We start from the raw sequence: 23888 nt of genomic DNA on the forward strand, positions 1-23888 counted from the left end.
TGCGCCCATGCAAATGATCGGGTCGGGGCGGCGGCGCCCCATGTCATCGATGCAGATCAATATTGCGCCGATGAAAGGTCGAACCGGCATAGGGTTCCGAGGATAAGTCTTTGATCCCCGGCGGAACGACGCCATCCCCCGCCCGTTCGAAAACGCAACCGATCCTGGGGGAGTCCCGAACGTTGCGCCCGATGTCAGACGCCGAAATCGCCACCATGCCCCCGTCGGGGGACGGACCCCACACAATGCTGGGCGTGACCGAACTCGCGGCGGGTGCGGCCGAGCAATTGCAACGGTCCGACATCCTATTGGCGGCGACCGACGAGACGCGCGCCCTCGCCGTCACGCGTGTTCTGGCCGCGATCATGCCCGATGCGACGATCCTGTTCTGCCCCGGATCGGACGCACTGCCCGGCGACGACGCGCCCGCCTCCCCCGCCAATGTGGGTCAGCGCGTGTCGGCGCTCCATGCCCTGCGTGCGGCGCTGGCAGCGAAGACGCGTGGCCGGATCGCTCTGGTAACCTCGGGCGAGGCGCTGGCGCGGGCGCTGCCCTCACCCGCGACCTTCGATGCCGAGCCGCCTTGCGTCGCCAAGGACGAGCCGTGCGACCTGACGCGACTTTACGACCTGCTGCTCGAACTCGGCTATATCGCGGACGAACGGGTGGACGAACCCGGCGAGGTGGCGCTTCGCGGCCAGGTGCTGGACGTGTTTCCCGCCGATGCCGAACAACCGCTGCGTATCGAGGTGACCGATGGGCGGATCGCTGCGATCCGCTCTTACGATCCCGCCGACCAGCGCAGCACGGGCGAAGTCGACCGCCGTGAACTGGGCCGGGTGGCCGAACCCGCGCCGGGCAGCGAGCCGACGAGCCTGATCGAACATCTGCCCGACGCGCATCTCATCATCGAGCCGGCCGCCGACGAACGCCGTCGTCGCCGGCTGCTTCTGAGCGCCGATGTCGCCAAGCGCGGCTCAAAGCGCGCGTCGCGTGACATGATCGCGGACAAGTGCTGGTCCGCCCTGCTTGCCGATCGCCGGACCGCCGCCATCGACCGGATCGGTGAAGTGCCGCCACGCTTCGTCGAGCGCCGCGCACCCTTGCGGGACTTTGCCGCAAAGGCACGGGCCGCCCGCGAAAAGGGCATGCGTGTCGTCCTGGTCGGCAGCGAACGCGACCTTCGCTTTCTGGGGCGGCGGGTGGACAATGTCCTGCGAACCCCTTCGGTCCGGGTCAAAAGCTGGTCGGAGGTGATGAAGGCCGCGCCCGGCGCGTTGTTGATGCTGGCCGCGCCTGCCGAGCGCGGCTTCGAGCGAAAGGGTATCCTAGCGGTCACCGCCGCCGATTTGCTGGGTAGTCGCGCGGATCGGGAAGACGGCAAGGCACGGCGGGTCGACCTGTCGTTGATCCATACCGCCGAAATCCGGGTCGGCGACACCGTCATCCACGAGGATCACGGCATCGCCACCGTCGAGGGGATCGAGCCGATCGACATGCAGGACGGGGTCCAGGGCGATGCGATCAAGCTCGCCTATGCCAAGTCGGCGACCCGCCTCGTTCCGGTGGCGGAGGCGGATCGGCTGTGGCGTTATGGCGGCGAGGATGACGCGGTCCGCGCCGATACGCTCGACGGGAAGAGCTGGCACGAGCGCCGCAGGGGCATCGACGAGGCGATTGCCGAGACCGCCCGCCACCTGACCGAGATGGCTGCCGAACGCGCCGGGCAACATGCCCCGGTGCTCGATCCGCCGGTGGCCGACTATGAGCGCTTCGCCGCCGGTTTTCCGTTCAGCGAAACCCCCGACCAGTTGACCGCGATCGAGGCGGTGCGTGCCGACCTGTCATCGGGCCGCCCGATGGATCGCCTGATCGTCGGCGATGTCGGCTTCGGCAAGACCGAGGTCGCCTTGCGCGCCGCCGCCATCGCCGCTTTGGCGGGGCGGCAGGTGGCGCTCGCCGCACCGACCACGGTGCTCGCACGCCAGCATCTCGACAGCTTCACCCGCCGCTTTGCCGATAGCGGCATCACCGTCGCCGGGCTGTCGCGCCTGTCCTCCGCCGCGGAGAAGCGCCAGGTCAAGGCGGGGCTGGCCGATGGCAGCATCCGGGTCGTGATCGGCACCGGCGCGGTCGCGGCCAAAGGCGTCGCCTATAAGGACCTTGCCCTGGTCATAGTCGATGAGGAGCAGCGCTTCGGTGCCAGCGACAAGGCACGGCTCCAGGCGCTGTCCGCCGGGCATGTCCTGACCCTGTCGGCGACGCCGATCCCGCGCACGCTGCAATCCGCCCTAGTGGGACTGCGGCAATTGTCGATCATCGCGACCCCGCCCGCCCGGCGCCAGCCCATCCGCACCGCCGTGTCGGCATTCTCGCCCGAAACGCTGCGTGCGGCCCTGCTACGCGAGCGATCGCGCGGCGGGCAGAGTTTCGTGGTCGTGCCCCGCATCGCCGATATGGCCCCCCTCGCCGAGAAGCTCGCCAAGATCGTTCCCGAACTGGAGGTGCTGCAAGCCCATGGCAAGCTGCCGGCCGCCGAAATCGACGATGTGATGGTGCGTTTCGGGCGCGGCGACGGCGACGTCCTGCTAGCGACCAACATCATCGAGGCCGGACTGGACGTGCCGCGCGCCAACACCATGGCGGTCGTCCATGCCGACCGCTTCGGCCTGTCGCAGCTTCACCAGTTGCGTGGGCGGGTCGGGCGCGGTCATCGGCGCGGGCAGGTGCTGCTGTTCACCGAGGCCGACGACGCCATCGCCCCGCATACGCTCAAACGGCTGCGGACGCTGGAGGCGTTCGACCGGCTGGGCGCGGGCTTCGCGATCAGCGCGCGCGACCTGGACATGCGCGGCGCCGGGGACCTGCTGGGCGATACGCAGGCGGGGCATATGCGGCTGATCGGCGTCGAACTTTACCAGCAACTGCTGGAGGATGCGCTCCGCACTGCGCGGGGCGAGACGGTGGAGCGCTGGACACCCGAGTTACAGGTCGGGGTCGAGGGACGCCTGCCCGCCGACTGGATTCCGGACGAGGATCTGCGCATCTCGCTCTATGCCCGGTTGGGACGGCTGCGCGACGATGCCGAACTGGACGATTTCGAGGGGGAGCTGGAGGATCGCTTCGGCGAACTGCCCGAAGAGGCCCGCCTGCTGATCGCGCTCGCCCGGTTGCGGGAGCGGATGCGCGCCCTGGGGATCGCACGGGTCGATGCCGGACCCGCCGCCATCGCGCTCACCCCGCATGGCCGCGATGCCGAACTGGATGGGATAGAGGGGCTGGAAGAGAAGAATGGCCGCTTCCTGCTCAAGGAACGGCACGACGCTCCCGCCGAGCGCCTTTCGCGTCTGGCCGATCTGCTCGCCTGACCGTCATCTTGACCCAGGCCATTGGCCGCTATCGCCGGACGGCATAAGAGCAGCGCCGATACGAGAGGACTTTTCCCATGGCCTTCCCCATATCTTATGTCGCCGATCCGGGCCGTTACGACGCCGGAATGCCCTACCGCCGGACCGGGCGAAGCGGCCTGAAACTGCCCGCGATCAGCCTGGGGCTGTGGCAGAATTTCGGTGGGACCGATGTGTTCGAGACCGGGCGCGCCATCCTTCGCCGGGCCTTCGATCGCGGCGTCACTCATTTCGACCTCGCGAACAACTACGGACCGCCTTATGGTTCGGCGGAAGAGAATTTCGGCCGCGTGCTCGCCACCGACTTCGCGGCGCACCGCGACGAACTGATCCTGTCGACCAAGGCGGGTTGGGACATGTGGCCGGGACCTTATGGTGACGTCGGTTCGTCCAAGAAATACCTGATCGCCAGTTGCGAACAGAGCCTGAAGCGGATGGGCGTCGATTATGTCGATATCTTCTATTCCCACCGCGTCGATCCCGAGACGCCGCTGGAAGAGACGATGGGGGCGCTGGTGCAACTCCACCGGCAGGGCAAGGCGCTTTATGTCGGCATCTCGTCCTATGATGCAGGACTGACCCGACGCGCGGCGGCGATCCTGGCCGAAGAGAAGGTGCCCCTGTTCATCCATCAGCCGAGCTATTCGATCCTCAATCGGTGGATCGAACGCGAACTGCTGGATACATTGGCCGAACTAGGCACCGGCTGCATCGCCTTTTCGCCGCTGGCGCAGGGCATGTTGACCGGCAAATATCTGGACGGCGTGCCACAGGATGCCCGCGCAAGCCGGGCCGGTTCGCTATCGCAGTCGCTGCTCAGCGAGCAGAACCTGTCGGCGATCCGTCGCCTGAACGATCTGGCGAAGGCGCGGGGGCAGACCCTGGCGCAGATGGCGATCGCCTGGGTGCTGCGCGATCCGCGTGTCACCTCGGCATTGATCGGCGCGCGGACGGTCGAGCAGTTGGACGACTCGCTGGATGCCGTGTCGCGGCTGAGCTTCACCGATGCGGAACTGACGGCGATCGACGAGGCGGCCCAGGATGGCGGCATCAATCTATGGGCCGAGTCCTCCGACATCGTCGAACTGCCCGCCGCACAGGGCATTCCGGCCTGACCCGAACAGGACGATGCGCCCGACCCCGTGACAGGATCGGGCGCATCATGTTGCGCTGATCGGACTTAGTCGGCGGCCTTCTTCACCTCGCCCTGTCCCATGGCCGAAATCAGCGCACTGCCCGAACCCGAGAAATTGGCGGCGGGCAGATCGGCCACGCGGTTGCCGACCTTCACCAGCACCCGCTCGACCGCACCCTGGGCGTTGGTGCGGACCGATTGCACCGCGCCGATCGCACGGCCCCGCGCATCGGTCACCGCCATGCCCGGATTGACGGGAAAGCCTCCCGCCTGCGCCGCGCCGCTACCGGCCAGCGCCAGATTGCCGGTGGCGGACAGGTTGCCGCCAGCCCCGGACAGCGCGCCCGATCCCGAACCCGCCGTCGATCCGGCGACATTGCCGCCAGTCGCCGCCGCCCGGTCGGCCAGGTTGGACACGGCGCCGCGCGCCCGATTGCCTACCGCACCCGCCGTATTGCGCGCCCGCTCGGCGACATTGCCGACGGTGTTCACGCCGCGCCCCGCAGCATCGCGCACCGCATCGGTGCCGATCAGTTGCGCATCGACGCCGCCGCCAAGCGAACCCGAAGCCGAGCCGCTGCCCGATCCCGATGCCCGCCCGATCCGGGTCGCGCTGTCCAGCGTCGAGCCACCCGAGGCATCGCCCGACGCCGCCACCCGTCCGCGGCGCAGATCGACGCTGCGGTCCGCCCGTGCCGAGCCCCGCGTGCGGGTCGCGGTATCCGTCGCGATCCGGCCCTGATCGGCCATGCTACCCAGCGAGCCCGTCGCCGATCCGGCCACGCCGCCCGTCGCACCGCCGAGTTGACCACCCAGACCACCGGCCAGTCCACCGGCACCACCAAGCAATTGTGCCGAAGCGGGCATCGCCACCAGCGCCACGGCAAGGATCGCGCTGCTCGAAAGAAATTTCTTCATCATCGTTCTCCTTAACTTCTGGAACGACAACGGCGCGGCCTTCCGGTTTAATCCCGACTTTTTTTGAAGATCATGGTGCCGGGGTACGACATTCCCCGCAAACCATTCCACGGCCAAAGTTTTTATCATGGCCCCTTGCCCCCAGATCCTTCGCTTCGCCGTCTATCCGGGCGAGGACCGCGCGTGCCTGACCGGGATTCAGCGCCGGATAGACAGCGGCGATCCGCCCCGCGACCAGCGGCGCGGCAAAGGACGTGCCCCGCACCTTCATCCGCCGAGCGCCCAGTCCGATCGCCAGCATGTCCGCACCCGGCGCGACATAGTCGATATGCGATGCCCGCCCCGCCTCGATCAGCAGACGGTTGCGCGCATCGACCCCGCTGACCGCCACGACGCCGGGATAGGAGGCCGGATAGGCGGGGGGCGAGGCGGGACCGTTATTGCCGACCGCCGCGACGATGATCAGTCCCCGCGCCTGCGCCGCCGCCACGACCCGCGCGAGCAGCGGATTGGCGGGCCCGACGAGACTGATCGTCGCGACCGGCACCCGCTGTTCGACCAGCCAACCCAGCGCCTTGGCGATGGCAGTCGCATTGCCGCCCGCAGGGTCGGTGCCATAGACATCCGCCGACGCGATCCGCGCGCCGGGCAGCGATCCCCGGACCGGGCCCTTGCCCGAAATCAAGGAAGCGACGGCGGTGCCGTGGTCGTCCGGCCTGGGCGCGCCCGTCGCGAAACCGCGCATCAGCGCCGCCCCCTCAACTCCACCATCGATCACGCCGACCATCGCGGCCGGCCCGTCCACCGATGCCCCGTCCGCACCCATCGGCGTCACCGTCCCCGTGCCGCTGGCCAGATGAAGCTGGTCCGCGCTGACCTCACCACCCAACCTGGCGATCACGTCCAGCGCCTTCTTCAACGGCAGGCCGCGCGGCACCCGCAATCGGGCGAAGGACACGCCCAGTACGTCGTCGCGCTCGATCACCACGAAGCCTTGCGCGGCAACAGCGGCCAGCAGCGCGTCGCTCGGCGCGTCCACGACCACTTCACCAGCGCGCGCGGGAAATCCGTTCGGATCGAGCGCGATCGCATCGGGATGATCGCGCACCAACTGAGCGTAAGCGGCGCGTCGGAGATCGTCGAGCCGGTTGGCCGCTGCCCGGGCCGTCCCCTCGACGCCGTTGCGAATGGGATCGACCACCCCCTCGACCATCGGCCGGATCGTCGAAGGAAGGCCACCCGGCAAGGACGGCAGACTGGGCAAAGCCCCGCCTAGCTGCGCATCGGCACTTCCGACCCCGAGCGCACAGCCGGTCATGGCGGCCATCACGCCCAGAAACCGAAAGCACCGTTTGCTCACCACCGCTCTCCCATTGAAAAATTCGACCTGACATGGATTAGACGAACAGGGATTAAACGATCCCGGTCATCCGTTTCATCCCTGTCATCAAGGAACCACGCTTGGCTGCATTCGAAAAGGAGTTGTTGGCGCTGCTGCCGCGACTGCGGCGGTTCGCCCGATCGCTCACCCATGATGCGGCGGACGCGGACGATCTTTGCCAGGTCACGGTCGAAAAGGCGCTGATGGCGCGCGGCTCGTGGCAGGCGGGGACGAGATTGGATAGCTGGATGTACCGGATCATGCGCAATGCCTGGATCGACACTGCCCGTTCCCGCTCGCGCGCGGCGGAGACATTTGTGGGAGAAGATGCGGGGCTGTCGGTCGGCGCGACCGGCAATGCCGAGGCGCGCGTCGCGCTTAACGAGGTGGATGCCGCGATGCGCACCCTGCCCGACGAACAGCGCGAGGCGGTGGCACTCGTGCTGGTCGAAGGGCTGGCCTATAAGGAAGCCGCCGAGATACTCGACATTCCCATGGGCACCCTGACCTCGCGGCTGGTACGGGGACGACAGGCGCTGATGGCGCGATTGGGAGAAGCGGCATGACGATCGAACCCGAAATGCTGATGGCCTATGCCGATGGCGCACTCGATCCCCTGAACGCCAAGCGGGTCGAGCGTGCGATCGCCGACGACCCGGCGCTGGGCGAGGAGGTCGCGCTTCATCGTCGCCTGAAGGCGCGTCTGGCGAGCGCCTATGCCCCGGTCGCCGACGAGCCCGTGCCCGACAAGCTCGCCGCGATGCTGACCAGCAATGTCGTGCCGATGCCGCAAAGGACGCCGTCGCGCCCCCGCCTGTCGCTGCCCGTGTGGCAGTCGGCGGCGGCGATGGCGGCCTGTCTGGTGGTGGGCGTGCTTCTGGGGCGGCAGGTCGATCAGGGGCCGATCGCGGCCACCGACCATGGCCTCTATGCCGCAGGGCCGCTGGCCAGCGCACTCGACCGTCAGGCAAGCGGGGCGGCAGGGCCGGTGCGGATCGCGGTCAGCTTCCGCGCGCAGGACAATGGTTTCTGCCGCGTGTTCCAATCCGCCGCCGCCGACGGCATCGCCTGTCGCGATCCCAGGGGTTGGGCACTGCGCCGGACCATGCCGGGCAGCGCGCCACAGGCCAAGGGCGGCTATGCCCAGGCCGGGTCGTCGGATGCCGAACTCATGGCGGTGGCGCAGGACATGATGGCCGACATGCCGCTGGACGCGGAAGGCGAGAAGGCGGCCATCGCCAAGGATTGGCGCGGACACTGAGCTTTGCCGAACCGCTTGCCACGCCGGAAAGACATGGTTTTCGGAAAGCGAGCGTTTCGCGGATCATAGCGAGACGAAGGATGCATCGAACCCCCTGTCGTCCTATCTTCCTTTCATGAAGAAGATCGGTTTCCTGTCCTTCGGCCATTGGTCGCCCTCCCCCCAGTCCGCGACGCGCTCGGCGCAGGACGTGCTGCTCCAGTCGATCGACCTTGCCGTCGCGGCGGAGGAACTGGGGGCGGACGGCGCCTATTTCCGCGTCCATCACTTCGCGCAGCAACTCGCCTCGCCCTTCCCCCTCCTCGCCGCCGTGGGTGCGCGGACGAAGCGGATCGAGATCGGCACCGGCGTGATCGATATGCGCTACGAAAACCCCTTTTACATGGTCGAGGATGCCGGATCGGCGGACCTGATCAGCGGCGGTCGCCTGCAACTGGGGATTAGTCGCGGGTCGCCCGAGCAGGTGATCGATGGCTGGCGGCATTTCGGCTATGGTCCGGCGCAAGGCGAGACGGACGCCGATCTCGGCCGCCGCCATGCAGAGGTGTTCCTGCACCTGCTCAAGGGCCAGGGTTTCGCCAAGCCCAATCCGCGCCCGATGTTCCCCAATCCGCCGGGTCTGCTTCGTCTGGAGCCGCATTCGGACGGCTTGCGCAACCGTATCTGGTGGGGATCGGCCTCCAACGCCACCGCCATCTGGGCGGCGCAGCGCGGCATGAATTTGCAAAGCTCCACCCTGAAGGAAGATGAGAGCGGCGAACCCTTCCACGTCCAGCAGGCCAAGCAGATCCGTGCCTATCGCGAAGCCTGGGCCGCGGCGGGGCATCAGCGGACGCCGCGCGTGTCGGTATCACGCTCGATCTTCGCGCTGACCACCGATCAGGATCGCGCCTATTTCGGACGGGACGACAGCACAGACCAGGTCGGGATCATCGACAATATGCGGGCCGTCTTCGGCCGTTCCTATGCCGCCGAGCCCGAAAGGCTGATCGAGCAGCTCCGCGCCGATGAAGCGATCGCCGAGGCCGACACGCTGTTGCTGACCGTGCCCAATCAGCTGGGCGTGGCCTATAACGCGCATGTGATCGAGAACATCCTGCGCCATATTGCCCCGGCGCTGGGCTGGCGCTGACGAAGCAAGGGCCTTGGCGAAAGCCGGAGCCCTTCGAGCATTCATTGGATTGCAGTGTCAGGAAAAATGGCGCGCCCGGAACGATTCGAACGTCCGACCCTCAGATTCGTAGTCTGATGCTCTATCCAGCTGAGCTACGGGCGCGCATGGGGTCTTTGGTAAGACCTGATGTGATCCACTGGCGCGCCCGGAACGATTCGAACGTCCGACCCTCAGATTCGTAGTCTGATGCTCTATCCAGCTGAGCTACGGGCGCGCTGTGGAGGTGGGCTCTTAGAAGCGGTTCGGGATCATGGCAAGCCCTTCGGACAGGTTATCCACATTTTTTCCGAACACCGCCTCGAACCGCACGCGCGACGTTTTCTCCCGGCCCTTCTTCCGTCTAGGATGGCGGGAATGACCCAGTTCCCCTTTGTACCTCGCCCTCTCGCTTTGGCTTGCCTCGTATCGGCCACGATCTTGTCGGCCTGCGCGCGTGATCGCGATACCGCGCCCTATCCCTCGCTCGCGGTCCGCCCGGTCGAGAAGCAGGGCTTTGCCGAGCCCGTGACGAAGCCGGTCGCGCTCCGCCCCGATCCTGCGCTCGACACCGAAATCGCGGCGATCGCCGGTCGCCTTTCCGCCGTCGAGGGTGAGTTCACCAAGGCGCACCAGCTTGCCAGCACCAGCGCAGCCAGGGCGCGTGGCCAAGGCGTCGGCAGCGACGCATGGCTGACCGCGCAGACCGATCTGGCGGCGCTCGACGAGATTCGTGCGCGCACCTCTGGTCTGCTGACCGAGATTGACGACCGCGCCATCCAGCGCGCGGCAGCGTTGGAGCCCGATTATCCCGCGCTGACCGATCTGCGTAGCCGCACGGCGGCGGTGGTCGAGCGCGAGGCGCGGCAGATCAAGGCACTGTCCGACAGCCTTCCGGCGGGCTGATCCGGTCAGAACTGCCGGATGAAGGGCAGGACGCTGGAATAGTCGTCGGTCCAGGGGGCAAGGCCGGACGGAGCCACTGCGCGCTTCCAGTCCCCGCCTCGCGCCTCCAGCGCGCGGAGCAATGCCGCATCGCGCGACAATGCCAGCCAGACCGATGTGGTGGCCGAATCCTGTTCGTCCAGATCGGAGGGGATATAGGTCAACTTGCCGATCGCCCATCCCCCATCCCGCGCGGCGGCGGCCACGAGCGGCTCCAGATCGACGAAACGATTGGAGATATGGACGAGCAGCAACCCGCGCCGCGACAGGACTCGGGCATAGGTCGCAAAGGCCTCCCGCGTCAGGAGATGCGCCGGAACCGCGTCGGAAGAAAAGGCGTCCAGCGCCAGCAGGTCGAGGCTGTCGGGGGCTTCGGCTGCTAGCCGGATACGCGCGTCGCCGATGCGGATGACCGGATCGGGCAGGCAGCGGCGGAGATAGCTGAACTGCCCCGTATCGCGCGCGATGCGGACGATGACCGGATCGATCTCGTAGAAGCGCCAGTGCTCGCCTGCCCGCGCATAACAGGCGAGCGTTCCCGTGCCGAGGCCGACCACGCCGATTCGCGCGGATGGACCGAAGAGCGCGGGCGCGGCGCGCATCGCCCGCCCCACGCCCGAATCCGGCGCATAATAGGTGGTCGGAATCCGCTCACGCGCTTCCGATCCGCGAAGCTGGATGCCGTGGACGGTCGATCCGTGATCGAGTTCGCGATAGCCGGGTTCGTCGCGCACGGTGTAGACGCCGAAATAGCTGCGCATCCTTGCGTCGCGCTCCATCGACAGTGATAGTGCGCGATAGCCGCCGAAGAGCACCAGCGCCCCGGCCAGCAACAGCGCAAAGCCGGTCCGCGCGCCGATGGTGGCAAAGGCGAGCAGCGCGATCATGAGGAACGCGGGCCCCTGCCGATCTTCGCCGAACCACGCTGCCGGGCCGCCCAGTCTCAGGCCGAGCAACAGCCCGATGACGATGACGAGGACGGCCAGCATGACGGGGCGATGCCGCACCCACAGATTGCGCAGTCCCATGGTCATGAACTGCTGCGGGACCAGCATGCCCGCTGCCAGGATCAGCAGCGGATACTCATAGGTCCAGTCGAACAGCACCGGGGCCATGATCCCGGCGAACACACCGCCCAGCGCGCCGCCGACCGCCATCCAGAGGTAGAAGCCCGTCAGCCGGTCCACCGCCGGTCGTACCCGGTAAAGCGCGGTATGCAGCGCCACCGACACCATGAAGAGCAAGAGTAGCGCGACGGCCGCATTGAAATAGGGCCGCCCCGGATAGCCGCCCATGATGACCCCGCCGAACAGCAGGAGGGTGACCGGCGCGATCCGGGTAAGCGTGTCCGCCGCGGCCCGCCGCGTCGCGAAGGCGATGATGAAGCTCAGCAGATACAGCCCCAGCGGCAGGACCCAGAGCAGCGGCATCGCGACGATGTCGGTCGTGATATAGGTCGAGGTCGCAAGCACCAACCCCGACGGCACCGCCGACAAGGCGGTCCATACCCCTCGGCGTCGCCATCCCGGCGGTGGCGATGCTGGCACCTGATGCCTCTCCCGGTCCTGTCCGGGGGGCAGCCGCGTCGCACAGGCCAGCACCAGCACCGCCAGCAGGGCATAGCCAATGCTCCACAACCAGCTTTGCCCGCGCAACATCATCGCGGGCTCGACCAGCAGCGGATAGGCGATCAACCCGGCAAAGCTGCCCAGGTTGGACGCCGCGTACAACGCATAGGGGTTGCTCCCCGGCTGGGCGAGCGCGAACCAGCGCTGCACCAGCGGGGCCTGCGCCGACACCGCGAAGAAAAGCGGGCCGATCGACAGGCCGAGCAGCCACGGCACCCAAAGCGCGAGCTCGGCATCCGGCGGCAATTCGACCGCCATCAACCCGATCGGCAGCCAAAGCGCCGCGCCCGCAAGCAATGTCAGGTGGACACCCGCCTGCACGCGTGGCCCCCACCGCCCCAGCGCATGGGCATAGGCACAACCGCCCAGCAGCAGCGCCTGATAGACGAACATCGCGGAGTTCCACACCGCCGGCGCGCCACCCAAACGTGGCAGCGCCATGCGTGCCACCAGCGGCTGGACGAGGAACAGCAGGAACGATCCGGTCAGGATCGTCGCCACGAACAGCGCCCGCACGGGCAGGCTGGACGTCCGGGCGTGCACCGATGCGGGCCGAACCGGGCTCAGGCGTTCAGCAGACGCGCGGCATGGGCGGCGTGATAGGTCAGCACGCCCGAGCATCCGGCGCGCTTGAACGCCATCAGCGTCTCCAGCACCATCGCATCACGATCGGCCGCTCCCGCAGCGACCGCCGTCTCGATCATCGCATATTCACCCGACACCTGATAGGCGAAGGTCGGCACCCGGAACTCGTCCTTCACCCGGCGGATAATGTCGAGATAAGGAAGGCCCGGCTTTACCATCACGCTGTCCGCCCCCTCGGCCAAGTCGAGCGCCACTTCGCGCGATGCCTCCTCGGCATTGGCATGATCCATCTGATAGGTGCGTTTATCGCCCTTCAACAGGCCACGTGTGTTCACCGCATCGCGGAACGGCCCGTAAAAGGCGCTGGCGTATTTCGCGGCATAGGCCATGATCTGCACGTTGTGGAATCCTTCGGCCTCCAACGCGCTTCGGATCAGGCCGATCCGCCCGTCCATCATGTCCGACGGCGCGATCACGTCGGACCCGGCGCGCGCCTGGGTCAGGGCCTGTTCGACCAGCGCGTCGGCGGTGCTATCGTTGACGACATAGCCCGCCGCATCGACCAGCCCATCATGCCCATGCGTAGTATAGGGATCGAGCGCGACATCGGTCAGCACGCCGATTTGCGGCACCGCCTCCTTGATCGCGCGGATCGCGCGACACATTAGATTGTCGGGGTTCAGCGCCTCTCGGCCATCATCGGTACGCAGATGCGACGGCGTGTTCGGAAACAGCGCGAGACACGGGATGCCGAGGTCCGCCGCCTCGCGCGCGCGCGCCACGATCCCGTCCAGCGACCAGCGCGACACGCCAGGCAGGCTCGCGATCGGTTCCTCCACCCCCTGCCCTTCGGTGACGAACAGCGGCCAGATCAGATCGGCAGGCGTCAGCACATTCTCGGCATGAAGCCGACGGCTCCAGTCGAAGGCGCGGGTACGACGAAGGCGAAGCGCAGGATAGGAAGCGGTCATGTCTGTTGCATTTGGGGGATCGTACCGCGCTTGCCAAGCGTTGGATGAAGCGTTCCGGGGGCGAAAGGACCTGAGCTTGAAAGAGATTCGATCGGCAGCGATGGTGGTGAATGCCAAATCGCGGCGCGGACAGGCCCTGTTCCGCCGCGCCTGCGCCGCCCTGTCCGGCCTCCCCTATCCCGTCGATGCCCGCGCGGTCGAGGATCCCAAAGAGCTGGAGCCGACGGTGCGCGAGTTGCTGGCGGCCAAGCCCGACCTGTTGATCCTGGGCGGCGGCGACGGGACGATCAGCGGCCTGGTCGACCTGATGGTCGGGCATGACGTGATGTTGGGCGTACTGCCGCTCGGCACCGCGAACAGCTTCGCGCGGTCGCTGGGCATTCCACTCGACATCGAAGGCGCGGTGGACGTGATCCGCACCGGCCGGCCGCGCCGGATCGATCTGGGGATGATCGACGACGACTATTACGCCAATTGCGCCGCCATGGGGATGAGCCCCAAGATCGCCGAGACGGTGCCGCACAACCTCAAGAAAGTGGCTGGGCGGCTGGGCTATCTGGGTTGGGCGGCCTATCAGTTCCTACGCTTCCGCCCCTTCACCCTGATCGTCGAGCAGAATGGCAAGCGCGAACGGCTGCGCGTCGTGGAGGTCCGCATCTCCAACGGACCCTATCATGGCGGAACCGAACTGGTGGAATCGGCGGAGGTCGACTCGGGCGAGATCGTGGTGCAGGCGGTGTGCGGCCATGTGAAACGCCGCCTGATCGTCAACTGGGCGGCCAGCATCCTGCGCAGCGACTATCGCAAGGAGAAGGTCCGGGAATTCCGCGGGCGAGAAATACGGCTCACCAGCATTCCGCCGCTGCCCATCTCGATCGACGGCGAAGTGCTGGCCCGCACCCCCGTCACCGCGCGGATCGCGCCCGGCATCATCGAGGTGATGGCACCGGCGGCGTGAGCTAACTCTGCCCCTGCACGGGGAGGAATATCGGCGACTAACCGACCGGCATCGCCTTGTTGGTCGGTTGCCCCTCGGCCAGCGCCTGTTCTTCGCACTCGGTCGTGTCGGTGACGGTCATGCGACCCTTGCGCCAGCCGCCATAGCGGTAATAGCCGATCGTCATCACCATCGAGGCGAGCGAGCCCGCGGGAAAGCTCCACCAGATCGCATCCGCGCCCAGCATTGGCTCCAACGCATTGGCCAGGCCGAAGCGGACCGGAAACATCGAGATGGCCAGAATCACCAGCGGCCCCACCACCGCACCATTGGCCCGCACCGTGGCCGCGAGCACCATCGACACGCCGAACAGGATGAAGCCCCATCCGCCGATCAGGTTGATCCGCGCCGCGATGCCGATGGCGCTCGCCTCGTTACCCAGGAACAGCCAGAGCACATGCCGGTCGAGCAGCGCCAGCACCAGGACGAGCGTCCCGGTCAGCAACAGGTTCATGCGAAGGCCGGCACGGGTGATCCGGTCGACCCGGTCCCACTGCCCCGCGCCGATATTCTGCGCCGCCATGGCGCTGACTGCCGCCCCGACAGCCATGGCTGGCATCTGGATATAGGTCCAAAGCTGGTTCGCGGCGCCATAGGCCGCCGTGGTCGAGGTGCCGTGCCGGTTGACCAATCCCATCATCGCCAGCGCCGAGGTGGAGACGACCAGCATCTGAAGCCCCATCGGGAACCCCTTGACCACGATCGTCCTGAGCAGAGCAGGCGTCGGGATCAGATAGCGCCACTCGCTGCCCCGCAACCGGATGACGAGATCCCTGGCGTAGACATAGCCGACCATCGCCAGCAACGAGCTGCTATTCGCGATCAGTGTCGCCACCGCCGATCCTTCGATCCCCAGGGCAGGCGCAGGCCCCAGGCCGAGGATGAAGACGGGATTGAGCGCGACGTCGAGCACCGATCCCAGCGCCATGAACTTCAGCGGCGTGACGGAGTCGCCCACCCCGCGCAGCGCCATGGTCAGGAGCACCGCGATGAACCCCGGCGGCATCGCCACGAAGATGACGCGCAGATAGGCCAGCGCCAGCGGATAGACGTCCGGCGGCGTCGCCAGCGCGCGCAGGATCGTGGGCGCGGCCAGCCAGCCGACCCCGACCGTCAGGGTCGAGATCACCACGAACAGCCCGAGCGCGGAACCCAGCACCCGCCGTACGGCGTCCACGTCGCCGCGTCCCATATTCTGGCCGATCAGGATCGTCGCCGCCATGCCGAAGCCAAAGGTCGCGGCGACCAGCAGGAACATGATGATATTGGCGTTGGTCGTCGCCGCCAGCGCGCGCTCGCCCAGAAACTGGCCGATCCAGATCGCATTGATCGACCCGTTCAGCGATTGCAGCACGCTGGACCCCAAAGTGGGTAGCGCGAAGAGCAGAAGCGTCTTGCCGATCGGCCCGGCGGTCAGGTCCCGGCGTCCGTTGGGCGCATTCACGGCTTCGGATCTCCTGCCGCCAAGTCCTGCTCGACGAAACGCGCCATCGCCGCATATTGGAACGCCGGGGCGCGATCGCCCTGCCCCGAATACAGCCCCCGCAAATAGCCCCAGTCGAACGGCGTCAATGCCTCCGGTGCGCCGCCATCGGGGTCGAACAAGGACAGGATGGTCGAAACCCCCTCTGCCTTGCGCGGGCGCACCTCGGCGAGCAGGCGCATCGTCGCATAATCGGCAATCTGGTTGATCGTCTTGCCCTCCACCGCGGCACGATCGATCAAGAGGATGGCGGCAGCGATATGGGATTTGGTGGACAGGCTGATCCGGCTGGCAGTCGGAATGCGCAACGTGGGAAGCCCCCCGCCGATCTGGACCAGCGGATCGCCGTCGCGGCTGGTGATCGCGGTCAGGCTCCAGCTGTGGACCGGTCCCTTGTCGCGGACCAGTTCGCCGACGTCATGAGCGCTCATGTTGCCAAAGGCGCTGGGGCGATGATCGGCGAGCCATGCGACCTGACTGGCTCCGTTTTCGACGATCAGGAGCAGGACGTTGGGGCTGCACTTCTCGCCACCCAGCCGGATTCCCAGACGCTCGGCATGACCCAATATACGATCGGCGATCGGTGCGCCGGCCTTCGCCGACAGCCCCGACGCGGCAACGCACAAGGGTTCGGTCATGCGCGCCAGCGGTTCGTCGCTGGGCGGATAGCCCGAGATCGCACCGAACCAGCGCAGCGTCTGCCGCCGTTCGGGCAAGCGCCGCGCGGTGACGACCACGGGGTCCGATGGCGATGCGCCGGTCTGCGCGGCCACCGGCGAGGGGAGGAAGAGGGGTAGCAACCCGACCAACGCCGATAAGGTCATTCGTCGCATCGCTCGGTCACCTCCTTCTTCATTCGGATCAGCCGGCCAGAGCGTCCCGGACCGCCTGAAGCGCCTCGGCCCCCTTGGTCCCGTCGGGACCACCGCCCTGCGCCATGTCGGGACGGCCGCCGCCGCCCTGTCCGCCCAGCGCCGCCACCGCCTTGCGCAGCAGTTCGACGGCGTTGTGCTTCGCGGTCAGATCGTCGGTCACGCCGACCGCCACCGAGGCGCGACCATCATTGACCGCGACCATCACCGCGACGCCCGAACCGCCCAGCCGCTGCTTGGCGTCGTCCACGGCGCCGCGAAGCCCCTTGGCCTCGAACCCATCCAGCACCTGGCCGATAAAGGCCACGTCACCGATCTGCTCCGGCCCAGCGGCCGCACCACCGGCCCCGCCGCCCATCGCCAGCGCCTTCTTCGCCTCGGCCAATTCACGCTCCAGGCGACGGCGATCCTCGACCAGCGCGGCGATGCGCGCGGGCACCTCGTCGGGTGTGGTCTTCAGCGTCGCGGCGGCGGCCTTCAGCATATCGTCGCGGTGGCCAAGATAGGCGCGCGCGCCTTCGCCGGTCAGCGCCTCGACCCGGCGCACGCCGCTCGACACCGCGCCTTCCGACACGATCTTGAACACGCCGATCTCACCTAGCGCGTTCACATGCGTGCCGCCGCAGAGTTCGAGGCTGTAGGTACCGTCGGCATCCTCGCCCATCGACACGACGCGAACCTCGTCGCCGTACTTCTCGCCGAACAGCGCCATCGCGCCCATTTCGATCGCCTCGTCGGGCGTCATCAGCCGGGTCACGACCGGGCCGTTACCGCGCACCTGCTCGTTCACCTTGGCCTCGACCTCGGCAATGTCGTCGGCGGTCATGCCGACCGGCTGCGAAAAGTCGAAGCGCAGGCGCTCGGGCGCAACCAGCGAGCCCTTCTGCGCGACATGGGTGCCCAGCCGCTGGCGAAGCGCCTCGTGCAGCAGGTGCGTCGCCGAGTGGTTGGCGCGGATCGCGGCGCGGCGGGTGGTGTCGATCGCCAGCTTCACGCTGTCGCCGACCTTGATCCCGCCTTCCTGGATTTCGGCATTATGGACGAAGACGCGGCCGAGTTGCTTGGAGGTGTCGGTGACGACCGCCTTCAGACCGGTATCGCTCGAAATGGTCCCGCTATCGCCGACCTGTCCGCCGCTCTCGCCATAGAAAGGCGTCTGGTTGACGATGACCGCGACGCTCTCGCCCGCCGCCGCGCTGTCGACCCGCGCGCCGTCCTTGACCAGCGCCAGCACTTCGCCCTCGCCGGTGTCGGAGGCATAGCCGAGGAATTCGGTCGAGCCCGTCTCTTCGGCGATGTCGAACCAGACATCGTCCGACGCCTTCGCGCCCGAGCCCTTCCAGGCGGCGCGCGCGGCGCGCTTCTGCTCGGCCATGGCGGCGTCGAAGCCCGCACGGTCGACCGACAGGTTCTGCGCCCGCAGCGCATCCTCGGTCAGGTCATAGGGGAAGCCATAGGTGTCATAGAGCTTGAACGCCGTCTCACCCGCCAGCGTCGCGCCGGGCGCCATGCCCGCGGTCGCTTCGTCGAGCAGCTTGAGGCCCTTGTCGAGCGTCTGGCGGAAACGGGTCTCCTCCTGCTTCAGAGTCGCTTCGATCAGCGGCTGCGCGCGAACCAGCTCGGGATAGGCCGCACCCATCTCCGACACCAGCGCCGGGACCAGCCGGTGCATCAACGGCTCCTTGGCGCCCAGCAGATGCGCGTGCCGCATCGCGCGGCGCATGATGCGGCGAAGCACATAGCCACGCCCCTCATTGGCAGGCAGCACGCCGTCCGCCACCAGGAAACCGGCCGAGCGCAGATGGTCGGCGATCACGCGGTGCGACGCCTTCTGGCCATTCTCGGCCTTGGTGTGGGTCAGCTCGCACGACGCGGCGATCAGCGCCTTGAAGGTGTCGGTGTCGTAATTGTCGTGCACGCCTTGAAGCACGGCGGCAATCCGCTCCAGCCCCATGCCGGTATCGATCGACTTCTTGGGCAGCTCGCCGACGATCTCATTGGCTTCCTGCTCGAACTGCATGAAGACCAGGTTCCAGATCTCGACGAATCGGTCGCCATCCTCCTCCGGGCTGCCGGGAGGGCCGCCATAGATATGGTCGCCGTGGTCGTAGAAGATTTCCGAGCACGGGCCGCACGGCCCATTCTCACCCATCGCCCAGAAATTGTCCTTGGTCGGGATGCGGATGATCTTGTGATCGGGGAGCCCGGCAACCTTCTTCCACAGGTCGAACGCCTCGTCGTCGGTATGATAGACGGTGGCGGTCAGCTTTTCGGCCGGGATGCCCCAGACCTTGGTCAGCAGGGTCCAGGCATGGGTGATCGCCTGTTCCTTGAAATAATCGCCGAACGAAAAATTGCCCAGCATTTCAAAGAAGGTATGGTGCCGCGCGGTATAGCCGACATTGTCGAGATCATTATGCTTGCCCCCGGCGCGCACGCATTTCTGCGAGCTGGTCGCGGTCGAATAGGGGCGCGACTCCAGGCCGGTGAACACGTTCTTGAACGGCACCATGCCCGCATTCACGAACATCAGCGTCGGGTCGTTCTGCGGCACGAGCGGCGCGGAGGTGACGATCTGGTGCCCCTGCGAACCGAAATAGTCGAGAAAGCCGCGGCGAATGTCGTTGGTCGAGGTCATGGACGCGGGCTTAGGCGAGGTTTCGCGCCCGCTCAAGCACTCGCGCGTCAGGGGCGCTTCATCGCATCGGCCATGGTCGACGATTTACCCCATCAAAGACAGCCGAGCAGCGCAAGAGCCCCCCCATCCCGGCGACGCGCGCGAGCATGCTTCCCGATTGGCTCGCCGCGCCAAGACGGCCCAGACTCAGCCCCAGTGCAAAGGTCAACGCCGCCAACCGGGCGTCGGACCTGCGAGGCACCCGCTGCAGAGCCCAGCGACACCAACCGCCACGATCAGGACGCCCAGCGACCCGTTGGCAAAAACGGCCCAGATGTCCGTCACGATCCGCCGATTTCGCCTCCGGCATAGCATAGCCCGCCGGGCAGGTCGTCCGCGGAAAGATCGATCTGCAACACCCGCCGATGCCGCCCCGGCACTGCGCGAGCGGAGGCATGGAGGATCAGCGTGCGGTACAGCCAGATATCGCCTTCGTCCGCCAGACAGCAGTCCTCGCCGAGATCATCGACGACGCGTGATATGCCATCCTCGGCGATCAGGCCCAGGCGGTGCGATCCGGGGGCGACCAGCAACGGCGCGTTATCGCCGTCGACGGCATCCAGATGCAGTCGTGCCGTCACCATTTGCTCGAGCAGCTCGACCGGCGGTGCGACATGCACGCGGCCCTGTTTGACGGTCCAGGGACCGAATCCTTCGACCGCCCGCCGCTCGGTCACCTCGATCGTGCGATCCTGATGCCAGCCCAATGCCCAATTGGCTCCATCCTGCTTGTCGAACAGCAATGCGCGAACCGGCCGAGCCCTGTCGCCCAATAAAGGGCGCAACGACGCGCAGAGCCGCCGCACCCCACCAAGCTTTGCTGCGCGCGCCGGATCGATCCGCTGTCCGGGCCGCCCTTTCGGCCAGGCGGCGAATAACTCCGCCAGTTCGTCCCATTCTTGGCGGTCGAGCCGGGAGGGCCAGAGCGCATAGCCCCGCGCCGCCAGTTCGGCGATCATCCGATCGGCGCTTCGATCGAGCGCGGCGGTGTCGAGAACCAGACCGGACCCGCTTCGGCCATATGAAAGCAATCCTCGATTCGGATGCCGAACCGGCCGGGCAGATAAAGCCCCGGTTCGTTGGAGAAGCACATGCCCGGCGCCAGCGGCGTCGCCTCGCCGCGCACCAGATTGACCGGCTCATGCCCGTCCATGCCAATACCATGCCCGGTGCGATGCGACAGGCCCGGCAGGCGATAATCGGGGCCATAGCCCTGGGCGGTGTAGAAGCGGCGAACCGCATCGTCGATGCTGCCTGCGGCCACGCCGATCCTTGCCGCGGCCCGCGCCACCTGTTGTCCGCGTGCGACCGTGTCCCAAACTTTGCGCTGTTCGGTGGTCGCGGTGCCATGGACCCAGCTACGCGATACGTCGGACTGGTAACCCTGCACCGTGCAGCCACAATCCATCAATATAACCTGTCCGTCCGCCACGCGGTGGACCTGCTTGCTGCCGTGCGGATAGGCGGACGCCTCGCCGATCAGCGCCATGCTGAATTCCGGGCTGCCGCCCAGCTTTCGGGTCGCGGCGCTCATCAGCGCGCCGATCTCCGTGCCGGTCATCCCGGGCTCGACGCGCGGATGCAGCCAGCGATAGGCCGCCATGGTCACATCGGTCGCCATCTGCATCAGCGCGATCTCGGCGGGCGTCTTCACCATCCGGCATCCCCGCACGACCGGGTTGGCCGACACCAGGCGCACGCCCGGCAGAGCCTTTTGCAGCCCGTCGAACGCGAAGAAGCGCGCCGTTTCCTCGATCCCCACCGGGCGGTTGGCGAGCTTTCGGTCGCGTAGATAGCCCGCGACGATGGCGAGCGGGTTCTGATCTTCCTGCCACACCCGAACCTCGGCGGGGACGGCCAGCGTCTCGCGGACCGAAGGCTCCTCGAAAAAGGGCGTTACGATGCACGGCTCGCCCTCGACCGGCAGGATCGCGGCGGTCAGCCGCTCGCTCCGGCCCCAGCGAACGCCGGTGAAATAGACCATGGTCGATCCCGGTTCGATCAGGATCGCGCCGATCCCATTCGCCTTCATCAGCCCTTGCGCACGCGCCAGCCGCCGCGCCCGCTCCTCCGGCCCGATCGGCACCGCTGTGCCCGTCATGTCGGACAGGGCCGACAAATCGGGCTCGGCGGCGCGCAGCAAGCCCGGCCGGACAAGAAGCGGCAGGGCGACGGCCGCGATCAGCGCGCGGCGGGACATCAGGGTCTGCATGACCCGGACGATAGAATTCTTGACCTGAGCGCCGCAATGCCCTTGGCTCGCGCGAGGAACTTATATTGGGGTATGCATGGCCAAGCGGCTGACCTTGTACATCTTCATCGGACTGGTTTTGGGGCTGGTCGTCGGTCTGGCGATCAATCTGTCCCTGGACGACGGCAGTGCGGCCGCGACCGAGCAACTGACGACGATCGCCAAATATTTTGCGATCGTCACCGGCCTGTTCCTGCGCCTGATCAAGATGATCATCGCACCACTGGTCTTCGCGACCCTAGTATCGGGAATCGCGCAGATGGGCGATACCAGGGCGTTGGGGCGGATCGGGTTCCGCTCGCTCGCCTGGTTCGTCTCGGCCAGTCTGGTATCGCTCAGCCTGGGCATGGTGCTGGTCAATCTGCTCCAGCCAGGTGTCGGGCTCAACCTGCCGCTGCCCGCCGTCACCGCGGATAGCGGGGTGGTCAAGGCCGGGTTCGACCTTCAGAAATTCTTCACCCATCTGGTCCCCGCCTCGCTGATCGAAGCGATGGCGACCAACGAAGTGCTTCAGATCGTCATCGGCTCGCTGTTCCTCGGCGTCGCGATCACCGCGGTCGGCGAACGCGCCGCGCCGCTGGTCCGTGCGGTCGATGCGCTGGTCGCCGTCATGCTGCAGGTGACCGACTATGTCATGCGCGTCGCGCCGATCGCCGTCTTCGCCGCCGTCGCCGGGACGCTGACCGAGCAGGGGCCGTCCGTCATCGGCAAGCTCGCCATCTTCATGGGCAGTTTCTATCTCGGGCTATTGCTGCTCTGGTGCGTGCTGCTGGGTATCGCCACGCTGTTCATCGGCCCGCGCATACGCGACCTGATCGCGCACATCCGCGCGCCGCTGATCCTAGCCTTCTCGACCGCTTCGTCCGAGGCCGCCTACCCCCGCATCCTGGAGGGGCTGGACCGGTTCGGCGTGCCGCCCCGCATCGCCAGCTTCGTGCTGCCGCTGGGCTATTCGTTCAATCTCGACGGCTCGATGATGTACATGACCTTCGCGTCACTGTTCATCGCGCAGGCTTATGGCATCGACCTGTCGATCGGGCAGCAGATCACGATGCTGCTCGTCCTGATGGTCACGTCGAAGGGGATTGCCGGCGTGCCGCGCGCCTCGCTCGTCGTGATCGCGGCGACCATGCCGCTGTTCAACATTCCCGAGGCGGGTCTGCTGCTGATCCTGGCGGTCGACCATTTCCTCGACATGGGGCGCTCGGCCACCAACGTGATCGGCAATGCGGTGGCAAGTGCGGTCATCGCGAAATGGGAAGGTCCGCTCGATCCGCCCGAGCCGGTGGACGTGCCGTCGCTGTACGCGCCATCGGGGACGCCGGCCGAACCGGCACCGGACAGCTTTCGGCAGATCGGGGGGCATTGAGGGCGTTCGCGGGCAGGATGGTGCGCTAAAGCGTCACCATCCTCTGCGATTCCGCCACGCCGCAGGAGTGACAGCGCGCTAGGCTTGAGGTGAATCTGGGCCTTCGCCTTCACGCATAGGCATAGGCCCCGCCCTTGGCGAGTGCGACCTGATAGGCAGGGCGCGCGTGGATGCGCTCCAGCCATGCGATCGTCGCGGGGCGGCTTTCGTCGAGCCCGGCACGGGCGCGCGCGGCCTCCAATGGGAAACTCATGATGATGTCGGCAGCGGTCATCTGATCGCCCGCGAACCAAGGCGCGCGTTGCAATTCGCTTTCGATATAGTCGAGATGGCGGTCGATCATCGGCTGGAATCGCTTGATCGCAACCTTGCCCATCACCGGTATCCGGCTGAGGACCAGCAGGACGAGCAGCGGCGGCATCAGCGATCCTTCGGCATAATGGAGCCAGAAGCGCCAGCGTTGCATCGCTTCCCTATGGGCGGGCGGGCCCAGGCGGCCATCGCCCTTGCCGACCAGATACTCGATGATCGCGCCCGTTTCGGCGATCACCATGCCGTCATCCTCGATCACGGGTGACTTGCCGAGCGGATGCACGGCACGCAGTTCGCGGGGCGCCAACATCGTCTTGGGATCACGCTCATAGCGCTTCACATCATAAGGCAGCCCGAGTTCCTCCAACATCCAGAGGATACGCTGCGACCGGCTATTTTCCAGATGATGGACGATGATCGTCATGCCTGTTCCCCATGATGCACCGGCGATAACGCATTAATCGTTTCGCGGGCCCAATCCTGGCTCCGCAGAGGTCGGCGCTCGCCGCGGTCGAGAGGCGCAAGTCATGGGAGCCGCCCTGTATG

At 66.9% G+C, this 23888-nt stretch carries 18 protein-coding genes and 2 tRNA genes; 8 read left to right on the forward strand and 12 right to left on the reverse strand.

Features of this window, described 5'->3' with window-relative positions; translation table 11 throughout:
- Window positions 1–245: 245 nt before the first annotated feature.
- A complete protein-coding gene (locus NZL82_RS01035; protein WP_261267927.1) occupies window positions 246–3368 on the forward strand; it encodes a TRCF domain-containing protein in 3123 nt (1040 codons plus the stop codon).
- Between the two features lie 77 nt (window positions 3369–3445).
- A complete protein-coding gene (mgrA, locus tag NZL82_RS01040; protein ID WP_314732861.1) occupies window positions 3446–4522 on the forward strand; it encodes an L-glyceraldehyde 3-phosphate reductase in 1077 nt (358 codons plus the stop codon).
- A 65-nt stretch (window positions 4523–4587) separates the two neighbouring features.
- Here mgrA and NZL82_RS01045 read toward each other — a convergent pair whose 3' ends face one another.
- The gene (locus tag NZL82_RS01045; protein WP_261267928.1) at window positions 4588–5460 is read right to left on the reverse strand and encodes a hypothetical protein; all 873 of its coding nucleotides are present in this window, start codon (window positions 5458–5460) and stop codon (window positions 4588–4590) included.
- A gap of 70 nt (window positions 5461–5530) precedes the next feature.
- Window positions 5531–6820, reverse strand: coding sequence for a S8 family serine peptidase (locus NZL82_RS01050; protein WP_261267929.1), 1290 nt, complete (start codon window positions 6818–6820; stop codon window positions 5531–5533).
- A 101-nt stretch (window positions 6821–6921) separates the two neighbouring features.
- On the opposite strand from NZL82_RS01050, the gene NZL82_RS01055 reads away from it, so the two are divergent.
- The 3 genes from NZL82_RS01055 to NZL82_RS01065 all read left to right on the forward strand — a co-directional run bounded on the left by NZL82_RS01055 (window position 6922) and on the right by NZL82_RS01065 (window position 9234).
- Window positions 6922–7407 carry an RNA polymerase sigma factor gene (locus tag NZL82_RS01055; protein ID WP_261267930.1) on the forward strand — a complete coding sequence of 162 codons (486 nt, stop codon included), beginning with the start codon at window positions 6922–6924 and terminating at the stop codon, window positions 7405–7407.
- A complete protein-coding gene (locus NZL82_RS01060; protein WP_261267931.1) occupies window positions 7404–8102 on the forward strand; it encodes an anti-sigma factor in 699 nt (232 codons plus the stop codon). Before NZL82_RS01055 ends, NZL82_RS01060 begins: the two co-directional genes overlap by 4 nt.
- 115 nt (window positions 8103–8217) lie before the next feature.
- Window positions 8218–9234: an LLM class flavin-dependent oxidoreductase gene (locus tag NZL82_RS01065; protein WP_261267932.1), complete on the forward strand. Its 1017-nt coding sequence runs from the start codon at window positions 8218–8220 to the stop codon at window positions 9232–9234.
- Window positions 9235–9301: 67 nt separating this feature from the next.
- Here NZL82_RS01065 and NZL82_RS01070 read toward each other — a convergent pair.
- Window positions 9302–9378, reverse strand: a tRNA-Arg gene (locus NZL82_RS01070).
- Between the two features lie 35 nt (window positions 9379–9413).
- Window positions 9414–9490: transfer RNA gene (locus NZL82_RS01075), tRNA-Arg, on the reverse strand.
- Window positions 9491–9666: 176 nt separating this feature from the next.
- Here NZL82_RS01075 and NZL82_RS01080 point away from each other — a divergent pair.
- Window positions 9667–10158: a hypothetical protein gene (locus tag NZL82_RS01080; protein WP_261267933.1), complete on the forward strand. Its 492-nt coding sequence runs from the start codon at window positions 9667–9669 to the stop codon at window positions 10156–10158.
- Window positions 10159–10163: 5 nt separating this feature from the next.
- On the opposite strand, the gene NZL82_RS01085 is transcribed toward NZL82_RS01080, so the two are convergent.
- Together NZL82_RS01085 and hemB are read right to left on the reverse strand one after the other, a co-directional pair.
- Window positions 10164–12368, reverse strand: a complete 2205-nt coding sequence (locus tag NZL82_RS01085) for a hypothetical protein (RefSeq protein WP_261267934.1) — start codon at window positions 12366–12368, stop codon at window positions 10164–10166.
- A gap of 20 nt (window positions 12369–12388) precedes the next feature.
- On the reverse strand, window positions 12389–13381 hold the full coding sequence (hemB, locus tag NZL82_RS01090) for a porphobilinogen synthase (protein WP_261267935.1): 993 nt from the start codon (window positions 13379–13381) through the stop codon (window positions 12389–12391).
- A gap of 100 nt (window positions 13382–13481) precedes the next feature.
- Here hemB and NZL82_RS01095 point away from each other — a divergent pair, with 100 nt between their 5' ends.
- Window positions 13482–14339, forward strand: coding sequence for a diacylglycerol kinase family protein (locus NZL82_RS01095; RefSeq protein ID WP_261268226.1), 858 nt, complete (start codon window positions 13482–13484; stop codon window positions 14337–14339).
- Window positions 14340–14376: 37 nt separating this feature from the next.
- Here the strand turns inward: NZL82_RS01095 and NZL82_RS01100 are convergent, their stop codons facing one another.
- The 5 genes from NZL82_RS01100 to NZL82_RS01120 form a co-directional block, all read right to left on the reverse strand.
- Window positions 14377–15822 (reverse strand): MATE family efflux transporter, encoded by a 1446-nt coding sequence (locus tag NZL82_RS01100; RefSeq protein WP_261267936.1) that lies wholly within the window; start codon window positions 15820–15822, stop codon window positions 14377–14379.
- On the reverse strand, window positions 15819–16694 hold the full coding sequence (locus NZL82_RS01105; RefSeq protein ID WP_261267937.1) for a hypothetical protein: 876 nt from the start codon (window positions 16692–16694) through the stop codon (window positions 15819–15821). The genes NZL82_RS01100 and NZL82_RS01105 overlap by 4 nt, the downstream gene beginning before the upstream one ends.
- Before the next feature lie 28 nt (window positions 16695–16722).
- Window positions 16723–19371 carry an alanine--tRNA ligase gene (gene alaS / locus NZL82_RS01110; protein WP_261267938.1) on the reverse strand — a complete coding sequence of 883 codons (2649 nt, stop codon included), beginning with the start codon at window positions 19369–19371 and terminating at the stop codon, window positions 16723–16725.
- Window positions 19372–19691: 320 nt separating this feature from the next.
- Window positions 19692–20369, reverse strand: a complete 678-nt coding sequence (locus NZL82_RS01115) for a phytanoyl-CoA dioxygenase family protein (protein ID WP_261267939.1) — start codon at window positions 20367–20369, stop codon at window positions 19692–19694.
- The gene (locus NZL82_RS01120) at window positions 20366–21622 is read right to left on the reverse strand and encodes a M24 family metallopeptidase (RefSeq protein ID WP_405051329.1); all 1257 of its coding nucleotides are present in this window, start codon (window positions 21620–21622) and stop codon (window positions 20366–20368) included. Before NZL82_RS01120 ends, NZL82_RS01115 begins: the two co-directional genes overlap by 4 nt.
- A 76-nt stretch (window positions 21623–21698) precedes the next feature.
- Between NZL82_RS01120 and NZL82_RS01125 the strand changes: the two genes are divergently transcribed.
- The gene (locus tag NZL82_RS01125; protein WP_261267940.1) at window positions 21699–23030 is read left to right on the forward strand and encodes a dicarboxylate/amino acid:cation symporter; all 1332 of its coding nucleotides are present in this window, start codon (window positions 21699–21701) and stop codon (window positions 23028–23030) included.
- Window positions 23031–23139: 109 nt separating this feature from the next.
- On the opposite strand, the gene NZL82_RS01130 is transcribed toward NZL82_RS01125, so the two are convergent.
- On the reverse strand, window positions 23140–23766 hold the full coding sequence (locus tag NZL82_RS01130) for a glutathione S-transferase family protein (protein ID WP_261267941.1): 627 nt from the start codon (window positions 23764–23766) through the stop codon (window positions 23140–23142).
- Window positions 23767–23888: the final 122 nt, after the last annotated feature.

The organism is Sphingomonas sp. LC-1, from assembly GCF_025371035.1.
Classification (GTDB): domain Bacteria; phylum Pseudomonadota; class Alphaproteobacteria; order Sphingomonadales; family Sphingomonadaceae; genus Sphingomonas; species Sphingomonas sanguinis_E.

Excerpts from the sequence above, each read along its gene's own strand:
- NZL82_RS01065 (WP_261267932.1), top strand. The coding sequence starts at position 8,218 with ATGAAGAAGATCGGTTTCCTGTCCTTCGGCCATTGGTCGCCCTCCCCC.
- NZL82_RS01045 (WP_261267928.1), bottom strand. The coding sequence starts at position 5,460 with ATGAAGAAATTTCTTTCGAGCAGCGCGATCCTTGCCGTGGCGCTGGTG.
- NZL82_RS01095 (WP_261268226.1), top strand. The coding sequence starts at position 13,482 with ATGGTGGTGAATGCCAAATCGCGGCGCGGACAGGCCCTGTTCCGCCGC.
- NZL82_RS01035 (WP_261267927.1), top strand. The coding sequence starts at position 246 with ATGCTGGGCGTGACCGAACTCGCGGCGGGTGCGGCCGAGCAATTGCAA.
- NZL82_RS01060 (WP_261267931.1), top strand. The coding sequence starts at position 7,404 with ATGACGATCGAACCCGAAATGCTGATGGCCTATGCCGATGGCGCACTC.
- hemB (WP_261267935.1), bottom strand. The coding sequence starts at position 13,381 with ATGACCGCTTCCTATCCTGCGCTTCGCCTTCGTCGTACCCGCGCCTTC.
- NZL82_RS01105 (WP_261267937.1), bottom strand. The coding sequence starts at position 16,694 with ATGCGACGAATGACCTTATCGGCGTTGGTCGGGTTGCTACCCCTCTTC.
- NZL82_RS01115 (WP_261267939.1), bottom strand. The coding sequence starts at position 20,369 with ATGATCGCCGAACTGGCGGCGCGGGGCTATGCGCTCTGGCCCTCCCGG.
- NZL82_RS01120 (WP_405051329.1), bottom strand. The coding sequence starts at position 21,622 with ATGCAGACCCTGATGTCCCGCCGCGCGCTGATCGCGGCCGTCGCCCTG.
- NZL82_RS01130 (WP_261267941.1), bottom strand. The coding sequence starts at position 23,766 with ATGACGATCATCGTCCATCATCTGGAAAATAGCCGGTCGCAGCGTATC.
- alaS (WP_261267938.1), bottom strand. The coding sequence starts at position 19,371 with ATGACCTCGACCAACGACATTCGCCGCGGCTTTCTCGACTATTTCGGT.
- mgrA (WP_314732861.1), top strand. The coding sequence starts at position 3,446 with ATGGCCTTCCCCATATCTTATGTCGCCGATCCGGGCCGTTACGACGCC.
- NZL82_RS01125 (WP_261267940.1), top strand. The coding sequence starts at position 21,699 with ATGGCCAAGCGGCTGACCTTGTACATCTTCATCGGACTGGTTTTGGGG.